General features: G+C 47.9%; 18 protein-coding genes. 10 read left to right on the top strand and 8 right to left on the bottom strand.

Annotated elements, in window-relative coordinates; translation table 11 throughout:
• The 5 genes from B8880_RS02880 to B8880_RS02900 form a co-directional block, all read right to left on the bottom strand.
• The coding region (locus tag B8880_RS02880; protein WP_159460710.1) for a helix-turn-helix domain-containing protein at positions 1-244 on the bottom strand (244 nt) is incomplete at its 3' end.
• Positions 245-337: 93 nt separating this feature from the next.
• Positions 338-1,153 (bottom strand): 4-hydroxy-tetrahydrodipicolinate reductase, encoded by an 816-nt coding sequence (gene dapB / locus B8880_RS02885; RefSeq protein ID WP_084255918.1) that lies wholly within the window; start codon positions 1,151-1,153, stop codon positions 338-340.
• A 38-nt stretch (positions 1,154-1,191) separates the two neighbouring features.
• Positions 1,192-2,280, bottom strand: a complete 1,089-nt coding sequence (gene rlmM, locus B8880_RS02890) for a 23S rRNA (cytidine(2498)-2'-O)-methyltransferase RlmM (protein WP_084255919.1) — start codon at positions 2,278-2,280, stop codon at positions 1,192-1,194.
• A gap of 4 nt (positions 2,281-2,284) precedes the next feature.
• Positions 2,285-2,695: a DUF423 domain-containing protein gene (locus B8880_RS02895; protein WP_084255920.1), complete on the bottom strand. Its 411-nt coding sequence runs from the start codon at positions 2,693-2,695 to the stop codon at positions 2,285-2,287.
• Positions 2,696-2,713: 18 nt separating this feature from the next.
• On the bottom strand, positions 2,714-3,601 hold the full coding sequence (locus B8880_RS02900; RefSeq protein WP_084255921.1) for a transcriptional regulator GcvA: 888 nt from the start codon (positions 3,599-3,601) through the stop codon (positions 2,714-2,716).
• Positions 3,602-3,961: 360 nt separating this feature from the next.
• Between B8880_RS02900 and B8880_RS02905 the strand changes: the two genes are divergently transcribed.
• From B8880_RS02905 to B8880_RS02920, 4 genes are all read left to right on the top strand, one after another.
• Entirely contained in the window at positions 3,962-4,390 is a 429-nt protein-coding gene (locus tag B8880_RS02905; protein ID WP_084255922.1) for a MarR family winged helix-turn-helix transcriptional regulator, read from the top strand.
• Between the two features lie 79 nt (positions 4,391-4,469).
• Entirely contained in the window at positions 4,470-5,489 is a 1,020-nt protein-coding gene (locus B8880_RS02910; RefSeq protein WP_084255923.1) for a branched-chain amino acid aminotransferase, read from the top strand.
• A 340-nt stretch (positions 5,490-5,829) separates the two neighbouring features.
• Positions 5,830-8,472, top strand: a complete 2,643-nt coding sequence (ppc, locus tag B8880_RS02915; RefSeq protein ID WP_084255924.1) for a phosphoenolpyruvate carboxylase — start codon at positions 5,830-5,832, stop codon at positions 8,470-8,472.
• A gap of 179 nt (positions 8,473-8,651) precedes the next feature.
• Positions 8,652-8,966, top strand: coding sequence for an HI1450 family dsDNA-mimic protein (locus tag B8880_RS02920; RefSeq protein ID WP_084255925.1), 315 nt, complete (start codon positions 8,652-8,654; stop codon positions 8,964-8,966).
• Between the two features lie 86 nt (positions 8,967-9,052).
• On the opposite strand, the gene bioD is transcribed toward B8880_RS02920, so the two are convergent.
• Both bioD and B8880_RS02930 read right to left on the bottom strand, forming a co-directional pair.
• Positions 9,053-9,778 (bottom strand): dethiobiotin synthase, encoded by a 726-nt coding sequence (gene bioD, locus B8880_RS02925; RefSeq protein ID WP_084255926.1) that lies wholly within the window; start codon positions 9,776-9,778, stop codon positions 9,053-9,055.
• A 126-nt stretch (positions 9,779-9,904) separates the two neighbouring features.
• The gene (locus B8880_RS02930) at positions 9,905-11,110 is read right to left on the bottom strand and encodes an ROK family protein (protein ID WP_084255927.1); all 1,206 of its coding nucleotides are present in this window, start codon (positions 11,108-11,110) and stop codon (positions 9,905-9,907) included.
• Positions 11,111-11,370: 260 nt separating this feature from the next.
• Between B8880_RS02930 and asnS the strand changes: the two genes are divergently transcribed.
• The 6 genes from asnS (at position 11,371) to yfaE (ending at position 18,177) form a co-directional block, all read left to right on the top strand.
• A complete protein-coding gene (asnS, locus tag B8880_RS02935) occupies positions 11,371-12,774 on the top strand; it encodes an asparagine--tRNA ligase (protein WP_084255928.1) in 1,404 nt (467 codons plus the stop codon).
• 62 nt (positions 12,775-12,836) lie between these two features.
• The gene (locus B8880_RS02940) at positions 12,837-13,343 is read left to right on the top strand and encodes a DUF2301 domain-containing membrane protein (RefSeq protein WP_084255929.1); all 507 of its coding nucleotides are present in this window, start codon (positions 12,837-12,839) and stop codon (positions 13,341-13,343) included.
• Between the two features lie 11 nt (positions 13,344-13,354).
• On the top strand, positions 13,355-14,152 hold the full coding sequence (locus B8880_RS02945; RefSeq protein WP_084255930.1) for an MOSC domain-containing protein: 798 nt from the start codon (positions 13,355-13,357) through the stop codon (positions 14,150-14,152).
• A gap of 278 nt (positions 14,153-14,430) precedes the next feature.
• Positions 14,431-16,701, top strand: a complete 2,271-nt coding sequence (gene nrdA / locus B8880_RS02950) for a class 1a ribonucleoside-diphosphate reductase subunit alpha (protein WP_084255931.1) — start codon at positions 14,431-14,433, stop codon at positions 16,699-16,701.
• Positions 16,702-16,733: 32 nt separating this feature from the next.
• On the top strand, positions 16,734-17,864 hold the full coding sequence (nrdB, locus tag B8880_RS02955) for a class Ia ribonucleoside-diphosphate reductase subunit beta (protein ID WP_084255932.1): 1,131 nt from the start codon (positions 16,734-16,736) through the stop codon (positions 17,862-17,864).
• Between the two features lie 55 nt (positions 17,865-17,919).
• Positions 17,920-18,177, top strand: coding sequence for a class I ribonucleotide reductase maintenance protein YfaE (yfaE, locus tag B8880_RS02960; RefSeq protein ID WP_084255933.1), 258 nt, complete (start codon positions 17,920-17,922; stop codon positions 18,175-18,177).
• A gap of 16 nt (positions 18,178-18,193) precedes the next feature.
• Here the strand turns inward: yfaE and B8880_RS02965 are convergent, their stop codons facing one another.
• Entirely contained in the window at positions 18,194-18,850 is a 657-nt protein-coding gene (locus B8880_RS02965; RefSeq protein ID WP_084255934.1) for a fumarylacetoacetate hydrolase family protein, read from the bottom strand.

Below are 18,850 nucleotides of genomic sequence, written 5' to 3' on the forward strand. Positions count from 1 at the left end.
GGTCTAGTGTCAATCGGTTTTGATTGGCGTATTCAATGGCGTTGAGCTTGTCTTGCAATGTATATTTTTGCGTAATATGCAACACGGCCAGACCATTTAAGCCGGAATGCCTGTATTGTAAAACCCATCGGCGGATACAGCTTTCCGGTGTTTGAAAAACGCGTGATGTGTTACTGATAGATTGGGGCTGTTGAAGGTAATATTCAACGACGTGTTGTTTAAATGCTTGGGTATATTTAGTCATAAAAATCTGCACCTTAGTTCGTTGGTTTTGGAGTCCAACTTTTGGGGTGCAGATCATAGCGGAAAACCGCACTTTGACTATGTTGTACTGGAATTAGAGATTATTCAAATCCAACACATCGGTCATATCAAACAAGCCGTTTTGCTTAGTTTGCAGCCATTTGGCGGCACGCACGGCGCCGTTGGCGAAGGTCATGCGGCTGGAGGCTTTGTGGGCGATTTCGACCCGTTCGCCCTCGTCGGCAAACCAGACGCTGTGTTCACCGACCACGTCACCGGCACGAATAGTGGCAAAACCGATTTCATCACGTTTACGTTCGCCGGTGATGCCTTCACGGGCAAACACGCCGTGGGTTTTCAGATCACGCCCTAAGGTTTTGGCGATATGCTCGCCCATTGAAAGTGCGGTACCGGACGGCGCATCGACTTTGTGGCGGTGGTGAGCTTCGATCACTTCGATATCGCAATAGTCGCCCATCACTTTGGCGGCTTTTTCGAGCAGTTTAAACACCAAATTCACGCCGACGCTGTAGTTTGAGGCAAACACAATGCCGATTTTTTCTGCGGCTTGCGCAATCGCTTGCTTGCCGGCGTCGTCAAAACCGGTGGTGCCGATCACCATTTTTTTCTGATGGTCAACACAAAAATCAATGTAACCTAAGCTGGCTTCGGGACGGGTGAAATCAATCAGTAAATCAAATTGATCTTTTACGCTGTCTAAATTGTCGCTGACCGCTACGCCGATGTTACCGATTCCGGCTAACTCGCCTGCGTCTGCGCCGACCAAAGTGGAACCGTTGCGTTCCAACGCCACACCCAAAACGACACCCTCGGCATTATTCACCGCTTGGATTAATTGACGCCCCATGCGCCCACCTGCGCCGGCAACGGCAATGCGTAAATCTGTCATGTTGTACCTCTGTCTATCTCGTTATGCTGTTGATTTAATTACTTGATTCTGACATGAACCGTGATTTCTTCACGATCATGATATAAATGTTTGGCTTGCATTTCAAACCCCAAACCCTGTTTGTTTAAATCGTCACTCAGTTTTTGCAGGCATAACCGCACTTCCTGATACCGTTTTTTCATCGGTAATTTCAGGTTGAAAATCATCTCGCGACACCAACCGTTGACCAGCCATTTACTCATCAGCGCGGTGATCCGCATCGGTTGTTCCACCATATCGCACACCAGCCAGTCAATCTTGGTGCGCTTCGGCGGTTGGAATTTAAAACCGTCTTCCGGACAGTGATCAACCCGTCCGCTATCCATCAGCGACGGCGCAATTTTGCCGTGATCGACCGCATAAACAAACATACCGCGCTTGACTAACTGATAGATCCAACCGCCGGGACACGCGCCCAAATCGGCAGCCTTCATCTGATCGTTCATGCGTTGCTTTTCTTCTTTTTCACTGAGAAAGGTCAAAATCGCCTCTTCCAGTTTTAGGGTTGAACGGCTCGGTGCGTCGTTTGGGAATTTCAGGCGCGGAATGCCCATAAAGTGCGGTGCATGGTTGTTATTGTAGGAATAACCGACATAGCAGCTGTCGTTGCTGATAAATAAAATATGCAAGGTCACGCCGCTGCCGTAAATTTCACGGTAGTTCAAAAAACCGCACTTTTTCAGCTGTTGGCGCAATGGCACGGTGAATTTGCGGCAAAAAGTGGACAGCGATTTGGCTTCGTTGGTGTCGGCGGTTTCAACCCAAAGTTCGGTGCTCTGCTTGAAATCCACCGTACTGTTGTTTTGTTGGTATTTCGCCACAATCGGACTGATACGGTCATCGAGCGGCAAATCGCTTAACAAATCGGAAACCACCATCAGTTGACGGGCAAAGATCAGTTGGCTGAACCGAATCTCTTTTGCCAAACGGTCGGCTTCGTCTGCTTGGTAACACTCAAAAATCACATAGCCGCTGTTTTCCTGCACGCGCGCAAAACCGTACACGCCTAAATCCGCCGCTTTTTCCGTGATTTCCGCCGCCAACTCTTTTTCAAAGCCGATACGGCAATATAACGCTAATTTATTCAAAATATTAATCTCTTGCTTTTAAGCTGCCGGCAATGCTGATAAAGGTCAGCGCGCCCCAGCCGATTAAGAACGCCATGCCGCCGATCGGTGTGATCCACACCAACGTTTTGACGCCGGTTAACGCCAAGCCGTATAAACTGAAAGAAAAACAGAGAATACCGATCGCCCAACTGTAGCCGATCCAGTTTAATGCGCGGTTGCGGCACGCCGGTGCGGGTTGATTGCGGGTAGCGCTGGCAAACAAGCCCAATGCCAGTAACGCCAGCGTGTGAAAAACCTGATATTTTAGCCCTTTATCAATCCAGTCCAATTGTAAAAACGTCAAGTGCGGTTCTAAACCGTGCGCCGCAAAAGCGCCGAACGCCACGCAGAAAAAGCCGCTAATCGCAGCGAAGATCAAAAAACGGTTGCCCATAAGGATTCCTTAAATAAGTCAATGGTGTCGTTGGATATGCTCGATAATCCAATTGATAAAGGAGACGGTTTGCATTTTATCCGAATAATTGGGGTGATACACCACATAAAATGACTTTGGATCGGTCACATCGGTAGAAAACACCTCTTGCAGAGAACCGTCGCTGATATATTGTTGTGCCAGAATTTTATTCGCCAGCACCACGCCCTGCCCGTGCAGCGCCGCCTGCAACGCCATAAAGGTATGGCTGAACACCGCCCCGTGCTGAATATTCAGCTTGTCCAATTGCAAATGCGCCGCCATACGCTGCCAATTTTCCCTCGTATGAATATGCAACAAATTATGCTGCGCCAAATCCGCCAATTGATTCAGCGGTTTTTGGCGCAACAATTTCGGCGAAGCAAAAATCGACAAGCGTCCTTCGAGCAAACGCTGGCTCTTCAGCCCTTTCCAATCGCCTTTGCCGTAGAAAATCGCCACGTCCGCATCAGCCAGAATATCGCTTTCGTCATAATCGAAACCGTGGATATTCACCTCGATTTGCGGATAAAGCCGGTTAAATTCGCTTAACTGCGGCACCAACCACGCCAAACCGAAAGTTTGCGGCACTTTGATGGTCAATTCCAGATCGTGCTGATGGCTACGCAATTGATCGGTGACCTCCGCCAAGCGGCGTAAAATCACTTTAATTTCATGGAAATAGGCACAGCCCTGTTCGGTCAAATCCAAAGCACGGTTTTTACGGATAAAAAGTGCGGTGCCCAAAAACGCTTCCAACAGCTTGATCTGATGGCTGACGGCAGCTTGCGTGACAAACAATTCGTCGGCTGCCTTGGTGAAACTTAAATGACGTGCCGCCGATTCAAAGGCTTTCAGGGCATTTAACGGAGGTAAACGCTTGTGCATGACATATCCTGTCCTGTCGTAAACAAAAATCGCATAACTTTTATTTATGCGAACGATAAAAAAATATAAATTGTTACTCGTGCCGGCAAAACCTAAAATGACTACATTGCTTAAACAATATGGTGTTTTTTAACCCGTTGTTTTTAAGTATGATGTTGTGTTTTATCTAGTTTACTAGATTTGAGTTTACTGGTTAACTTCCTGTATTTTTTAAAACCCGTTTGGTTTACCGGCCACCCAATCCTTGGGTGGCTTTTTTATGCCGCTTATTCTAACATAAACCACCCTGTTTTCGCCTATCTTACAGTCGCTTGTTATGTTAAATTTTATCTAATCCATTTTGGCACGGGAAATTAATCTATGAATTCGGCAAATCAATGTCAATCTCTTATTTGGCAATTAAAAAATCTGACATTAAACATCAATAAATCCCTTGATCAGCTGTTGCAACAAGAAGGATTGACCCTGTCGCAGGCGCGCGTATTGTTATTGCTCTTCAACGAAAACGGGCAAAGCCAAAGCAACCTGATGAAACAGCTACAAATTGAATCCTCATCGATGACCAAAGTGATTGATTTGCTGGAGCGGAAAAATTTTATCGTGCGCAAAGACAACCACCGTGACGCGCGGCGTAAACATATTTTCCTGACCAAACAGGGACAACATAAAGAAGCCGCCATCACCCAATTATTACAACAATTTGAAAACGAACTGCTAAACGGGTTGTCAGTGGCGGAGACGGCACAACTGCGCCGTTTGTTACAAAAAATGCAGCCTGACAACAATTAATGATTGATTTGGGGTAAAAATAGGATAAAAATGTCAGACATTCCGTTTGAATCAAATAAAAAAAGAGTAAGGAAAAATAATGAGTGAAGTTTCATTAGACTGGGAAAATTTAGGCTTCGGCTATATCAAAACCGATTTTCGTTATATTGCGCACTGGAAAGACGGCAAATGGGACGGCGGCAAGCTGACCACCGATAACGTGTTGCATATCAGCGAAGGCTCAACCGCACTTCACTACGGGCAGCAATGTTTTGAAGGCTTAAAAGCCTATCGTTGTAAAGACGGCAGCATTAATCTGTTCCGCCCCGATGAAAACGCCAAACGTATGCAACGCAGCTGCCAACGCTTGTTAATGCCGGAAGTGCCGGTCGAGATGTTCGTCGATGCCTGTAAACAAGTGGTTAAAACCAATGAAAAATTCGTCGGCCCTTACGGCAGCGGCGCAACGCTGTATTTGCGCCCGTTCCTGATCGGGGTCGGTGATAACGTCGGTGTACACGCCGCACCGGAATACATTTTCTCGATTTTTTGCTGCCCGGTCGGTGCTTATTTCAAAGGCGGCATGAAACCGACCAATTTTATCATTTCCGAATACGATCGCGCCGCGCCGCAAGGCACCGGTGCCGCCAAAGTCGGCGGTAACTATGCCGCCAGCCTGCTACCGGGCAAAGAGGCCAAAGCGCGCAATTTCGGCGATTGTATCTATCTTGATCCGAAAACCCATACCAAAATCGAAGAAGTCGGTTCAGCCAATTTCTTCGGCATCACCAAAGACAATCAATTCGTTACGCCGCTCTCGCCGTCGATTTTGCCAAGTATCACCAAATATTCCCTGCTCTATCTGGCAGAACAGCGTTTAGGTTTGAAAGCAATCGAGGGTGATGTCTATATCGACAAACTGGACGAGTTCGTTGAAGCCGGTGCTTGCGGTACGGCGGCGGTGATCACGCCGATCGGCGGCATTCAAAACGGCGATGATTTCCATGTGTTTTATTCGGAAACCGAGGTCGGCCCGGTCACGCAAAAACTCTACGCTGAGTTGACCGGTATTCAATTCGGCGATGTCGCAGCGCCTGAAGGCTGGATTGTGAAGGTTTAATCCGCTTAGCTATCGTTCAACCAATACCGCACTTGGCAATCTATCGCTAAGTGCGGTTTTTTGATCGTTCCCATATTGAATATATTTTTAATTAAAAATTAAACCTCTTATGACTAATATTTATCACACTAAAAACACTTATTTGTTTCAAAGATGTTTAAGAAGATAGCGATTTTCTCACACCATTCGCAGTAAGTTTTATTGATTGTTAAAAAATTTGCAATATTTGGCAAGAAATACCAAATTGGAGTTAATTTCGATTGACCAGCTTTCCTGTTTTTTGTTATATCTATCACAGATTTTAAATTTTCAAATTGACTTTCTGACTAAGGAATAAACTATGATTCAGCAATACAGCGAAATGCGTAACAACATCAGTATGCTAGGCCGTTTCTTGGGGGAAACCATCAGCGATGCGCAAGGCAGCGATATTCTTGATTTAATCGAAAATATTCGCGTGCTGTCGCGCAACTCTCGTGCCGGCAACGACAAAGCACGACAAGAACTGCTCGATACCCTCGCCACCATTTCCAACGATAACATTATTCCGGTGGCGCGCGCTTTCAGCCATTTTCTGAATCTGACCAATATTGCCGAGCAGTACCAAACCATCTCGCGCCACCATGATGACGCAGATTCCAGCCAGCGCTCGATTGGCAGCCTGTTCAGTAAACTCAAACAGCACGGTATCAAACAAGAACAAGTGTTAAGTGCGGTCGATAATCTCTTGATCGAGCTGGTTTTGACCGCGCACCCGACCGAAGTCACCCGCCGCTCCTTAACCCATAAACATGTTGAAATCAATAAATGTTTGAGCAAATTGGAACACTCCGATCTAACCGTGAAAGAACGCACCGCAATCGAGCGCCGTTTGCTGCAACTGATCGCCGAAGCCTGGCACACCAATGAGATCCGCACCCAACGCCCGACCCCGTTTGAAGAGGCGAAATGGGGCTATTCGGTGATCGAAAACAGCCTGTGGAAAGCCGTACCGATGTTCTTGCGCCAACTGAACGACAGCAGTCGCGAGCACCTGAATTTCACCCTGCCGGTGGATTTTACACCGGTCAAATTCTCTTCCTGGATGGGCGGCGACCGTGACGGCAATCCGTTTGTCACCAGTGTGGTTACGCGCAATGTGTTAAATTTAGCGCGCGCTAAAGCTGCCGAGTTGTTTTTGGAAGACATCAAATTGCTGTCCGACGAACTTTCAATGGTCGAAGCCACCGATGAATTCAAAGCCAAATACGGTGAACACCAAGAGCCGTACCGCTATATTGTCAAGGATCTGCGCGCCAAATTAAAACTGACCCAAAATCACTACAATGATTTATTGGCAGACAGACAACCAAGAACCACAACCGAACAAATCATCACCAAAAACGAACAACTGTGGCAACCGCTCTTTGACTGTTACACCTCACTTTCCCAGTGCGGTATGCGTATTATCGCCAACGGCTTATTGCTGGATACGTTGCGCCGTATCCGCTGCTTTGGCGTGACCCTGTCACAGTTAGACATTCGCCAAGAAAGTACCCGCCACGCGATGGCGATTGCCGAAGTGACCCGTTATATCGGCTTAGGCGACTATGCGCAATGGAATGAAGCGGACAAACAAGCCTTTTTGATCCGCGAACTGAACTCACGCCGGCCGTTGATTCCGATTGAGTGGTCGCCTAGCGAAGAAACCAAAGAGATTTTAGATACCTGTAAAGTGGTTGCCGAGCAAAACGAAGGGGTGATTTCCGCTTATGTGATCTCAATGGCAAAATCCGCTTCCGATGTGCTGGCGGTACATTTATTGCTGAAAGAAGCCGGCTGTACTAAGAATATTCCGGTCGTGCCGCTGTTTGAAACGCTGGAAGATTTGGATAATTCCGAAGCGGTGATGGAAGAGCTGTTTAACGTCGGTTGGTATCGTGGCTTTATCAAAAACAAACAAATGGTGATGATCGGCTACTCCGATTCCGCCAAAGACGCCGGTATGATGGCGGCTTCATGGGCGCAATACCGCGCGCAAGAAGCATTGGTCAATCTGTGTGAAAAACTGCATATCGAACTGACGTTGTTCCATGGTCGCGGCGGTACAATCGGACGTGGCGGCGCACCGGCGCACGCGGCGTTATTGTCACAACCGCCAAAATCGCTGAAAAACGGTTTGCGCGTGACCGAACAGGGTGAGATGATCCGCTTTAAACTCGGCTTGCCGCAAGTGGCGGTCAACAGTTTGGAACTGTACGCCAGTGCGATTCTGGAAGCCAATCTGCTGCCGCCGCCGGAACCAAAACAGGAATGGCGCGGTATCATGGACGAGCTGTCACACATTTCTTGCGATATTTATCGCGGAATCGTGCGCGAACAAGCGGATTTCGTCCCCTATTTCCGCTCTGCCACACCGGAACAAGAACTGTCTCGCCTGCCGTTAGGTTCTCGTCCGGCGAAACGTAATCCGAAAGGCGGCGTAGAAAGCCTGCGTGCGATTCCATGGATTTTTGCCTGGATGCAAAACCGTTTGATGTTGCCGGCATGGTTGGGCGCAGGCGCGTCGATTCAAACCTTGCTGAATAACGGCAAAAGTGCGGTTGTAGAAGATATGTGCCAACGCTGGCCGTTCTTCTCTACCCGTATCGGTATGTTGGAAATGGTGTTCAGCAAAACCGACTTGTGGCTGGCGGAATATTACGATCAACGTTTGGTTGAACCGAGTTTATGGAAACTGGGTGAAGACTTGCGCCGACAACTGCAAGCCGATGTCAAAACCCTGCTTGAGTTATCACACAAAGATCAACTGATGGACGATCTGCCTTGGGTTGCGCAATCCATCGCGTTGCGTAACGTGTACACCGATCCGCTGAACCTGTTGCAAGTCGAACTACTGCAACGCCTACGCCAGCAGGCGGAGGAACAGCAAGACTCGCAATTAAACCAAGCCTTGATGATCACCATCACCGGTATCGCCGCCGGTATGCGTAACACCGGTTAGGTTTGTCACTTAACCGCTGCCGGCATAGCCTGCCCTGACAAATAGCCCTGTTGCAACAAATGGTATACAGGGCTGTTTTCGGCTTAAAAGTGCGGTTTGCACCGCTAAAGCATTTGGTTTTGCATGCCGAAAAAGGTATGCTAACCGCACTTTAACTGTTTGTGAGAAAGGAACCCGATATGGTCAATAAACTCGATCCCGATAGCGCCATTGATATTGCTTACGATATTTTTCTGGAAATGGCGGAAGAAAATCTCGATCCGGCGGATATTTTGTTGTTTAACCTGCAATTTGAAGAGCGCGGCGCGGTGGAGATGGTGGAAACGGCGGAGAATTGGGACGAAGAAATCGGCGTATTAATCGATCCGGACGCCTATGCCGAAGTGTGGGTCGGGTTGGTGAATGACAGTGACGAAATGGACGATGTGTTTGCCAAACTGTTGATTTCGCACGATCAGGAAAATCCTGAATATCACATTGTTTGGAAAGAATAGGTTTGGAAAGAATAGACTTGGAAGGAATGGGTTAATTCCGAAAGAGGATAAAAACAGGACGGAAAACCGTCCTTGCTTTATCGGATTTACCGGATAGTCTGCAAATAGCTCAAACGGTCAATATTACTCATAAAACCGGATAAATCCTGCTTTTCCGGATGATACAAATACGGAATCTGCCCCAATAACGGCGCTTCAATTTTACTGCTTAGCAACTCAATAATCGCAGTATAATTATTCAATCCCGGGTTGATTCGATTGGCAACCCAACCGATCAACGGCACACCGCTCTTTTCAACCGCCTGCACGGTCAACAGCGCATGGTTGATACAGCCCTCTTTAATGCCGACCACCAACACTACCGGCATTTTATGCTCAGCAACCCAGTCGGAAAAATCCAAAGTGCGGTTAATCGGTGTCAACCAGCCGAATGTGCCTTCAACCAACACGGACTGATAATGGTTGGATAAGCGTTTTAAATCATGATTCAGCCGTTCGATCTTAATCACCTGCGGCTGTTCCAGAAACTCATTCAAGCCCGGTTCTTGTTCCAGCGGCATGGTATAACTGTTAATGTCTTGATATTGAAGCGGTTCGCCGCTACTTTCCAATAACGTCAAGACATCAATATTTTGCTGGCTTTGTTGCTCCGGCGCAGATTCCAAATAGGGATGATACCCACCATCACCGCAGGCGATCGGTTTGTAACCGACAATTTGGCAGCCTTGTTTGCGCAAAGCCTGAATAATGGCTCTGCTGGCGACGGTTTTACCGACGCCGGTATCGGTGCCGGTGACAAAAAAACAACTCATAATCTTCCCTCTACATATAAACTGCACAATATGAAACTGTACAGGGAGGATTCTAAGTAAAAACGACAATCAATTTATTGAGCTAACACAAGTTTTTATCAATTAAACCAATAATTAGCAGAGATATCAGCGAATATGGTGGCGAAATAACGCACCGTTATACAATTGCTGTTTGATTGCAGACGACGCAATCGTCGGATCGTTCCAACTGAATTTGGAAGTAATAATCTCCACCTGTTGCTCATCCGACAGTAACGCATCTTGTAATTTCAATGCCAAACGCTGCAAAAACAGGTCTTTAACCGACAACAATCGAGTATTGATCATGATTTTTTCCGACGCAAAAATATTGGTCAAATACATCAACAAATAAGACACATTGTCTGCCAAATGGTGAATGATCTTAATTGCCGCCGGATTTTCAAGTTGTGCCTGATCGCATAAAAATTGAATTTTGTTTTCATCGTTGGGCAAATCATTCGGCAACAGCAAATCAACCAGTTGGTAGATCGCTTTATTGCTCACTTGATTATACAAATAGTGACGTTCCAGCTCCGGCACGTCTTGTGCGATTTTATCACTCAATTCGCTCAGTTTCGGCAAGGTGACGTTGTCAATGTTCATGCGCTTTTGTTTTTCGTTCTTGATCATCTTGCCTTCGCTTAACACGCTGATATTAATCGCATCGTCAAACTGCAGGAAAATCACATTATCACTGTTAATCGCATTGCCCAAATGGCTTTCGGCAAAGGTCCACATCGCAAAATGCTCTGCAACGATAATCGGAAATTTGAAATCGGCCTGTAGGATCTCCTGCAATTCAGGGTTCAATTCTTCCGCTCCCAGATAAACCCGTTTTTCAAACTTATCAATCCGCCCCAAAATACACAAGGAACAAGCCAAAATATGGTTGGTGATCTCATGGTGTTGCGCCAGAAAATCACTGATGACCCGACTGATAAACGCCTCCAGCGCCACCGTTTTGTCCAGTGTATAAAGCTGTTGTTGCACCTGTTTACCGTTAAGCTCGCACAAACTGATGTCCAAACTCTTTTCGCTCAGCGTAACCGCCAAATAGTGCCAATAAAACGGCGACAGGCAAATGCCGACAGCCGGCCGGCCGCGCACGATGGTGTTTTGCACCGCTCTTTCGATCACAAAATGCGAGTTGATCAGCTCTCTGGTCAGATTGGTGATACTCGCCGGCGCAAATCCTGAAATTTTAGACAGATCAATCCGTGAGATGAGTTCAAATTGTTCAATCAAGCGATAAACTGCGCCCAAGTGCTGTAGATTTACGCGGTTTGAACCGTCATGTTTTATTTTTGGCATAATTTCTTCTTCTTTTTACAAATTTATTGTCAAATAACCGTTTAGCGATAGGCTTCTTTATACGCATTTATTTATTTAATTACAATAAGATAATCTAAATTATGCTAATCAGCTCACGATTCTGAAATAATTTCATGCAAAATAAATATTATCTAACCCATCGGGCTCAAGATCGCTTATTTCTGCTCAAATCGTTGTATTTTAGGCAGGAATCAGTAAACTAGAGCGCACTTTTTATATTTGTTTAATTTGAGGAAAAAATGGCTAAAATCTCATCAATTAACGATGTTTTGCAAGGCAAAATCGCCGTTGGCGAAACGATCACCGTGCGTGGCTGGATCAGAACCCGCCGTGATTCCAAAGCCGGCTTCTCTTTTTTGGCGGTGTATGACGGTTCTTGCTTCGATCCGATTCAAGCGGTGGTCGGCAACGGGGTTGCGAATTATCAAGATGAAGTGCTGAATTTAACCACAGGCTGCTCGGTGATCGTCACCGGTAAAGTGGTGGCATCGCAAGGACAAGGACAAGCGGTTGAACTGCAAGCCGACGATGTGGTCATCACCGGCTGGGTAGAGGATCCGGAAACCTATCCGATGGCGGCAAAGCGCCACAGTGTCGAATATCTGCGTGAAGTGGCGCATCTTCGCCCGCGCACCAACTTAATCGGTGCGGTTGCCCGTGTGCGCCACTGCTTGGCGCAAGCGATTCACCGTTTCTTCCATGAGCAAGGGTTTTATTGGGTTGCCACGCCGGTGATCACCGCCTCCGACACCGAAGGTGCCGGCGAAATGTTCCGTGTTTCGACACTGGATTTGGAAAATCTACCGCGCGGCGACAACGGTTTGGTCGATTTCAAACAAGACTTTTTCGGTAAAGAAGCCTTTCTGACGGTTTCCGGTCAGTTAAACGGCGAAACCTATGCTTGCGCGTTAAGCAAAATCTATACTTTCGGACCGACTTTCCGCGCCGAAAATTCCAACACCACGCGCCATTTGGCCGAATTCTGGATGGTCGAGCCGGAAGTGGCGTTTGCCGATTTAGCCGACAATGCCGCGCTAGCCGAAGCGATGTTGAAATATGTGTTTAAAGCGGTGTTGGAAGAGCGCGCCGATGATCTGAAATTCTTTGCAGAGCGCGTGGATAAAGATGTGATCAACCGTCTGCAAAAATTCATCGCCTCTGATTTCGCTCAAATCGACTATACCGATGCGATCGACGTGTTGCTGAAATCCGGTAAACAGTTTGAATTCCCTGTGGAATGGGGCATTGATTTATCCTCTGAACACGAACGTTATTTGGCAGAAGAGTATTTCAACTCGCCGGTGGTGGTGAAAAACTATCCGAAAGACATCAAAGCGTTTTATATGCGCCTGAACGACGACGGCAAAACCGTGGCTGCGATGGACGTGTTGGCTCCGGGCATCGGTGAAATCATCGGCGGTTCGCAACGGGAAGAGCGTTTAGAGGTATTGGATCAGCGCTTGGCCGAAATGGGCTTGAATAAAGAAGATTACAGCTGGTATCGCGATTTGCGCCGCTACGGCAGCGTACCGCACGCCGGCTTCGGGTTGGGCTTCGAACGTTTGATCGTCTACGTCACCGGCGTACAAAATATCCGTGACGTAATTCCTTTCCCACGCTATCCGCGCAACGCGTCATTCTAATTTTTGCTTTTCAATCCCTGCCGCGGCAGGGATTATTTTTATCTACTCAAGACGAGGTGGTTATGGCTGATCCGCATATTCAATCCCCCATGGATTTTTGGGACTATTTAACCGTAATACTGTATCGCAGTGGTTTTGTGCTTGCCGTGCCGTCGGTCGCCCTGCTGCCCTATCAGCCCGAATGGGCGGCAAAAGGCGTGCTGTTGGCGGCGGTGCTGTGCGCTTCTTCCTTACACATTTATCTGAAACATTTCCGCTTGCTGCTACAATTTGCGACTTGGGTGGCCGCACTTTGCTTTGTCTACGGCTCGCCGTTAATCGGGCTGGGCGCGGCGTTTTTCACGTTGGGCGGCTTATGCTTTAAAGAATATTTCTGTTTTCGGGTGATCGGCTTGAATTTGCAACCGCTCTTTTTTGCGCTGTTCTGGTTTGCGTTAGCTTTTCAGGCAACGTTCGTCAGTCAGATTTTTGCCTTGATCATCGCCTTGCTGTTAGCGGTGTTAAGTGTTAAAAAATGGCTGATGCCGCTGCATTTTGATATCGGCGATAAAACAAAATATCAGATTTAAAAGGAGACAATGTGACACAAGGCAGCCTTCAACAAATTCATCTTTACCCGATCAAATCGACCCAAGAGGTCAGCGTTGGCAAAGCGCTGGTGCAGCCTTACGGCTTGGAGTTTGACCGCACTTTTATGTTGAGCGAAGCGGACGGCACGTTTATCAGCGCGCGCAAAGACGGCGAATTGTTTGCCTTTAGCGCCCTGCCAACGGCGCAAGGGTTATGGGTACAACATGCCGACGGCAGCACGCTTGACGTGCGCTACACCGACTTCCGCCGGCAACACAGTTGCGAAGTCTGGGGCAACCATTTTGCTTCATTGATTGCCGATGAGGACACCAACCGCTGGTTCAGCGACAAACTGCAAAGAGCGGTGCAGCTGCGTTGGCTCGGTTTTCAATCACAACGGCGGATTAAACGTTATCCGCAACAAGCACTGTCTTTTGCCGACGGCTATCCGCTGCTGCTGACCAATTTGCAATCCTTCGCCGCTGTGCAGCAGCAATGTCCGACGGCAATCGAGATGGCGCAATTCCGTGCCAATCTGGTGATCGACCATGCGCCGGCGTTCAGTGAAAACCGGTGGAAACAAATTCAAATCGGTGAAGTGCGGTTTATCAACGCCAAACCTTGTATCCGCTGCGTGTTAACCGCCCGCAATGCGCAAACCGCCGAACTGCACGCCAAAATGGAACCGTTCCGCACCTTAAAAAAACACTTTGCCGACGACAACGGGCAGCCGGTTTTCGGCACGAATTTAGTCCCGTTGAACAGCGGCATTATCAAAGTCGGCGATCCCTTGTTGGTGTTGGAATAAACCCATTTAAAGTGCGGTTTGCCAACCGCACTTGATATTTTTCTGTGCGCCTTTTCACAAAACCGACAATAAATTTTTTTCGCCTGAACTTGTCCGATCCGCTCAGCGCAAAGCCGGCTTGATATTGTGTGCTGTCAATACTTTTTAATGAAAATTTTATACTTGATATTTCTTCTCAAGCACATTATCTTGTAGTTCGTTTTTAACTGAATACCATATATAGTGTTCAAATAATCATCTTCAACTCCACTCCAACATGGTTGGATATAGGTAATCAAATGAATAAAGCATTGATGGTGACTAAGCGTGACGGGCGTTTGGAACCGATTGATTTAGATAAAATTCACCGCGTTATTACATGGGCTGCCGAAGGGCTGGATAATGTTTCCGTTTCCCAAGTCGAATTGCGTTCGCACATTCAATTCTATGAAGGGATCCGCACATCGGATATTCATGAAACCATCATTAAAGCCGCCGCCGACTTAATCACCAAAGACTCGCCGGATTACCAATATTTAGCTGCCCGTTTGGCGGTGTTCCACTTGCGTAAAAAAGCCTACGGGCATTTTGATCCGCCGCGTTTATACGACCATGTGAAAAAACTGGTGCGCATGGGCAAATATGACGAAGCGTTGCTGACCGATTACAGTCGCGAAGAGTGGGACGAAATGGACGGTTTCCTCGATCACTGGCGCGATATGAACTTCTCTTATGCCGCCGTGAAACAGCTAGAAGGCAAATATTTGGTGCAAAACCGCGTCACCGGTGAGATTTACGAATCGGCGCAGTTTTTGTATCTGTTGGTTGCCGCCTGTTTATTCAGCCAATATCCGCAAGAAACCCGTCTGGATTTTGTCCGCCGTTTCTATGATGCGACTTCAACGTTTAAAATTTCATTGCCGACCCCGATCATGTCCGGCGTACGCACCCCGACCCGTCAATTCAGCTCTTGCGTGTTGATCGAGTGCGGTGACAGCTTGGATTCGATCAACGCTACCGCCGCCTCTATCGTTAAATACGTTTCGCAGCGTGCCGGAATCGGCATCAACGCCGGTGCAATCCGAGCGCTGGGCAGCCCGATTCGCGGCGGCGAGGCGTTCCATACCGGTTGTATTCCGTTCTATAAACATTTCCAAACCGCGGTCAAATCCTGCTCGCAAGGCGGCGTGCGCGGCGGTGCGGCAACGGTGTATTATCCATTCTGGCATTTGGAAGTGGAAAGCCTGTTGGTATTGAAAAACAACCGCGGTGTGGAAGACAACCGCGTGCGTCATATGGATTACGGCGTGCAGTTGAACAAACTGATGTATCAACGTTTAATCAAAAACGGCAATATCACCCTGTTCAGCCCTTCGGACGTGCCGGGCTTGTACGAAGCGTTTTTTGCCGATCAGGACCGTTTTGACGCGCTGTATGAAAAATACGAAGCCGACGAATCGATTCGCAAACGTACGGTGAAAGCCAGCGAACTGTTCTCGCTGCTGATGCAGGAACGGGCGTCTACCGGTCGGATTTACATTCAAAACGTCGATCACTGCAACACGCATTCGCCGTTTGATCCGGCGGTGGCGCCGGTGCGCCAGTCCAATCTGTGCTTGGAAATTGCCTTGCCGACCAAACCGTTAGAACATTTCCATGATGAAAACGGCGAAATCGCACTCTGTACCCTTTCCGCCTTTAACTTGGGCAAAATCGACGATTTGGACGAATTGGAAGATCTGGCGGAGCTGGCGGTGCGGGCGTTAGACGCGCTGTTGGATTATCAGGATTATCCGATCAAAGCCGCCGAAATCGGCTCAATGGGACGGCGTTCGTTGGGAATCGGCGTGATCAACTACGCCTATTATCTGGCGAAAAACGGCGTGCGCTACTCCGACGGCAGCGCCAATGACCTGACGCACCGCACTTTTGAAGCGATTCAATACTATTTGTTAAAAGCCTCGAATAAACTGGCGCAAGAGTTGGGGCCGTGCAATTACTTCCACGAAACCACCTATGCGCAAGGCATTCTGCCGATCGATACCTATAAAAAAGATATCGACGGTTTGACCAAAGAGCCGCTGCATTACGACTGGGAAAGCTTGCGCGAAGCGATCAAAGAGTCCGGCTTGCGCAACTCCACCCTGACCGCCCTGATGCCGTCGGAAACCTCGTCGCAAATTTCCAATGCCACCAACGGCATCGAACCGCCGCGCGGCCATGTCAGCATCAAGGCATCGAAAGACGGAATCTTGCGCCAAGTCGTGCCGGATTATGAAAATTTAAGTGAAAATTACGAATTATTGTGGGATATTCCAAGCAACGACGGGTATTTGCAATTAGTCGGCATTATGCAGAAATTCGTGGATCAAGCGATTTCCGCCAATACCAACTACGACCCGAAACGCTTTGGAGACGGAAAAGTGCCGATGAAACGTTTGTTGGGCGATTTGCTGACGGCATACAAATATGGATTAAAAACCTTGTATTATCAAAACACCCGTGACGGTGCCGACGATAATCAAGAAGATATTGACGACGGCTGCTCCGGCGGCGCGTGCAAGATTTAATCCGGTATAACTTTAATAATTAGAGGCTAAAAATGGCATACACCACTTTCTCTCAAAACAAAAACGACCAATTGAAAGAACCGATGTTTTTCGGGCAAAACGTCAACGTGGCGCGTTACGATCAACAAAAATACGAAACCTTTGAAAAGCTGATCGAAAAACAATTGTCCTTTTTCTGGCGGCCGGAAGAGATCGACGTGTCGCAAGACCGTATCGACTATCAGGCCCTGCCGGAGCATGAAAAACATATTTTCATCAGTAACTTGAAATATCAAACCTTACTGGACTCGATCCAAGGCCGCAGCCCGAACGTGGCGCTGCTGCCGGTGGTGTCGCTGCCGGAACTGGAAACTTGGATTGAGACTTGGACGTTTTCGGAAACCATTCACTCGCGCTCTTATACGCATATTATCCGTAATATCGTCAACGATCCGTCGGTGGTGTTCGATGACATCGTCACCAATGAGGAAATTATCAAACGGGCAAAAGATATTTCAATCTACTACGATGATTTTATCCGTGATACCCAGCTTTACACCTTATACGGCGCCGGCACTTACACCGTGGACGGCAAAGAGTGCGAGGTCAGCCTGCGCAGCTTGAAAAAGCAACTGTATCTGTGCCTGATGAGCGTCAATGCGTTGGAAGCGATCCGTTTTTATGTGTCGTTTGCCTGCTCTTTCGCCTTTGCCGAGCGCAATCTGATGGAAGGTAACGCCAAAATCATCAAATTTATCGCCCGTGACGAAGCGCTGCATTTAACTGGAACCCAGCATATCCTGAATATCATGGCATCGGGACAGGACGATCCGGAAATGGGCGAAATTATCGAAGAGTGCAAACAAGAAGCCTACGATCTGTTTGTCGCCGCGGCGGAACAAGAGAAAGAGTGGGCGGATTACCTGTTTAAAGACGGTTCGATGATCGGTCTGAACAAAGATATTTTGTGTCAATATGTGGAATACATCACCAATATCCGTATGCAGGCGGTCGGTTTACCGTTGCCGTTCCAAGCCCGTTCCAATCCGATTCCGTGGATCAATGCGTGGTTGGTTTCCGACAACGTACAGGTTGCGCCGCAAGAGGTGGAAGTCAGCTCCTATTTGGTCGGTCAGATCGACTCAAAAATCGATGCTGACGATTTCGGCGACTTCAACCTGTAATCCGCACACCATACCGCTCTTTTATTGAGAAACCGAAAGAGCGGTCTTATTTCCCATGAAAATCTATAAAGTCAGCCTGCCGCAGTGCCAATGCAGCGTCGAACACGACAACCGCACTTCGCTGTTGGAAACCTTGGAAAATCACGGCATTTCGCATGAATACCAATGCCGCAGCGGCTATTGCGGATCCTGCCGAGTCAAACTGTTAACCGGTAACGTGAGTTACCGCGAAACACCGCTGGCATTTTTACAACCCGGTGAAATTCTGCTCTGCTGCTGCACGGTGGAAAGCGATTTGGAGATTGAGTTTTAGGCGGTTGTTACTGAATTTAAATCACCACCGTCTTCACCCGATAGTCCTCCAAGGTCAGTTCTAAGCGATCGCCCTCTTGCAGTGATGAAACGCCCTGTGGCGTGCCGGTTAGAACGACGTCGCCTTTTTGCAGGGTGAAAAAACGGCTGGCGTAACTGATTAATTGGACGATCGGCGTCATCATTTGCGCCGATTTGCCTTTTTGCCGCAGTTCGCCGTTTACGCTGAGACTGAAGCGGATTTTGTCCCAATCCGGAAATTGCGCGGCAGGGATAAAATGGGAGATCGGACAGGAATTATCAAAGCCTTTGGCTTTTGCCCACGGCCAGCCTTTTTCCTTGCACTCCTGCTGCATATCGCGCAACGTCAAATCCAAGGCAACCGCAAAACCAACAACTGCACTTTTCACCTGCCCGGGCGAAGCGTTGGACAGGGTTGAGCCGATCAATACGGCGATTTCCAGTTCATGATCCACCCTGCCCCATTTTTTCGGAATATCTAACGGTTTGTGTAACGGACAAAGTGCGGTATTCGGCTTGAGAAACAGCAACGGTTCTTGAATCACAGGGTTGTTCATTTCCTTGATGTGCCCGACATAATTGCGCCCGACGCAAACCACTTTATTGACCGGTAGATCCAAGGTGCTGCCTTTAATATCCCGATGCTGATACAT

Origin of the sequence: Pasteurella testudinis DSM 23072, from assembly GCF_900176075.1 — a bacterium.
In the GTDB taxonomy this organism is placed as follows: Bacteria; Pseudomonadota; Gammaproteobacteria; order Enterobacterales; family Pasteurellaceae; genus Chelonobacter; species Chelonobacter testudinis.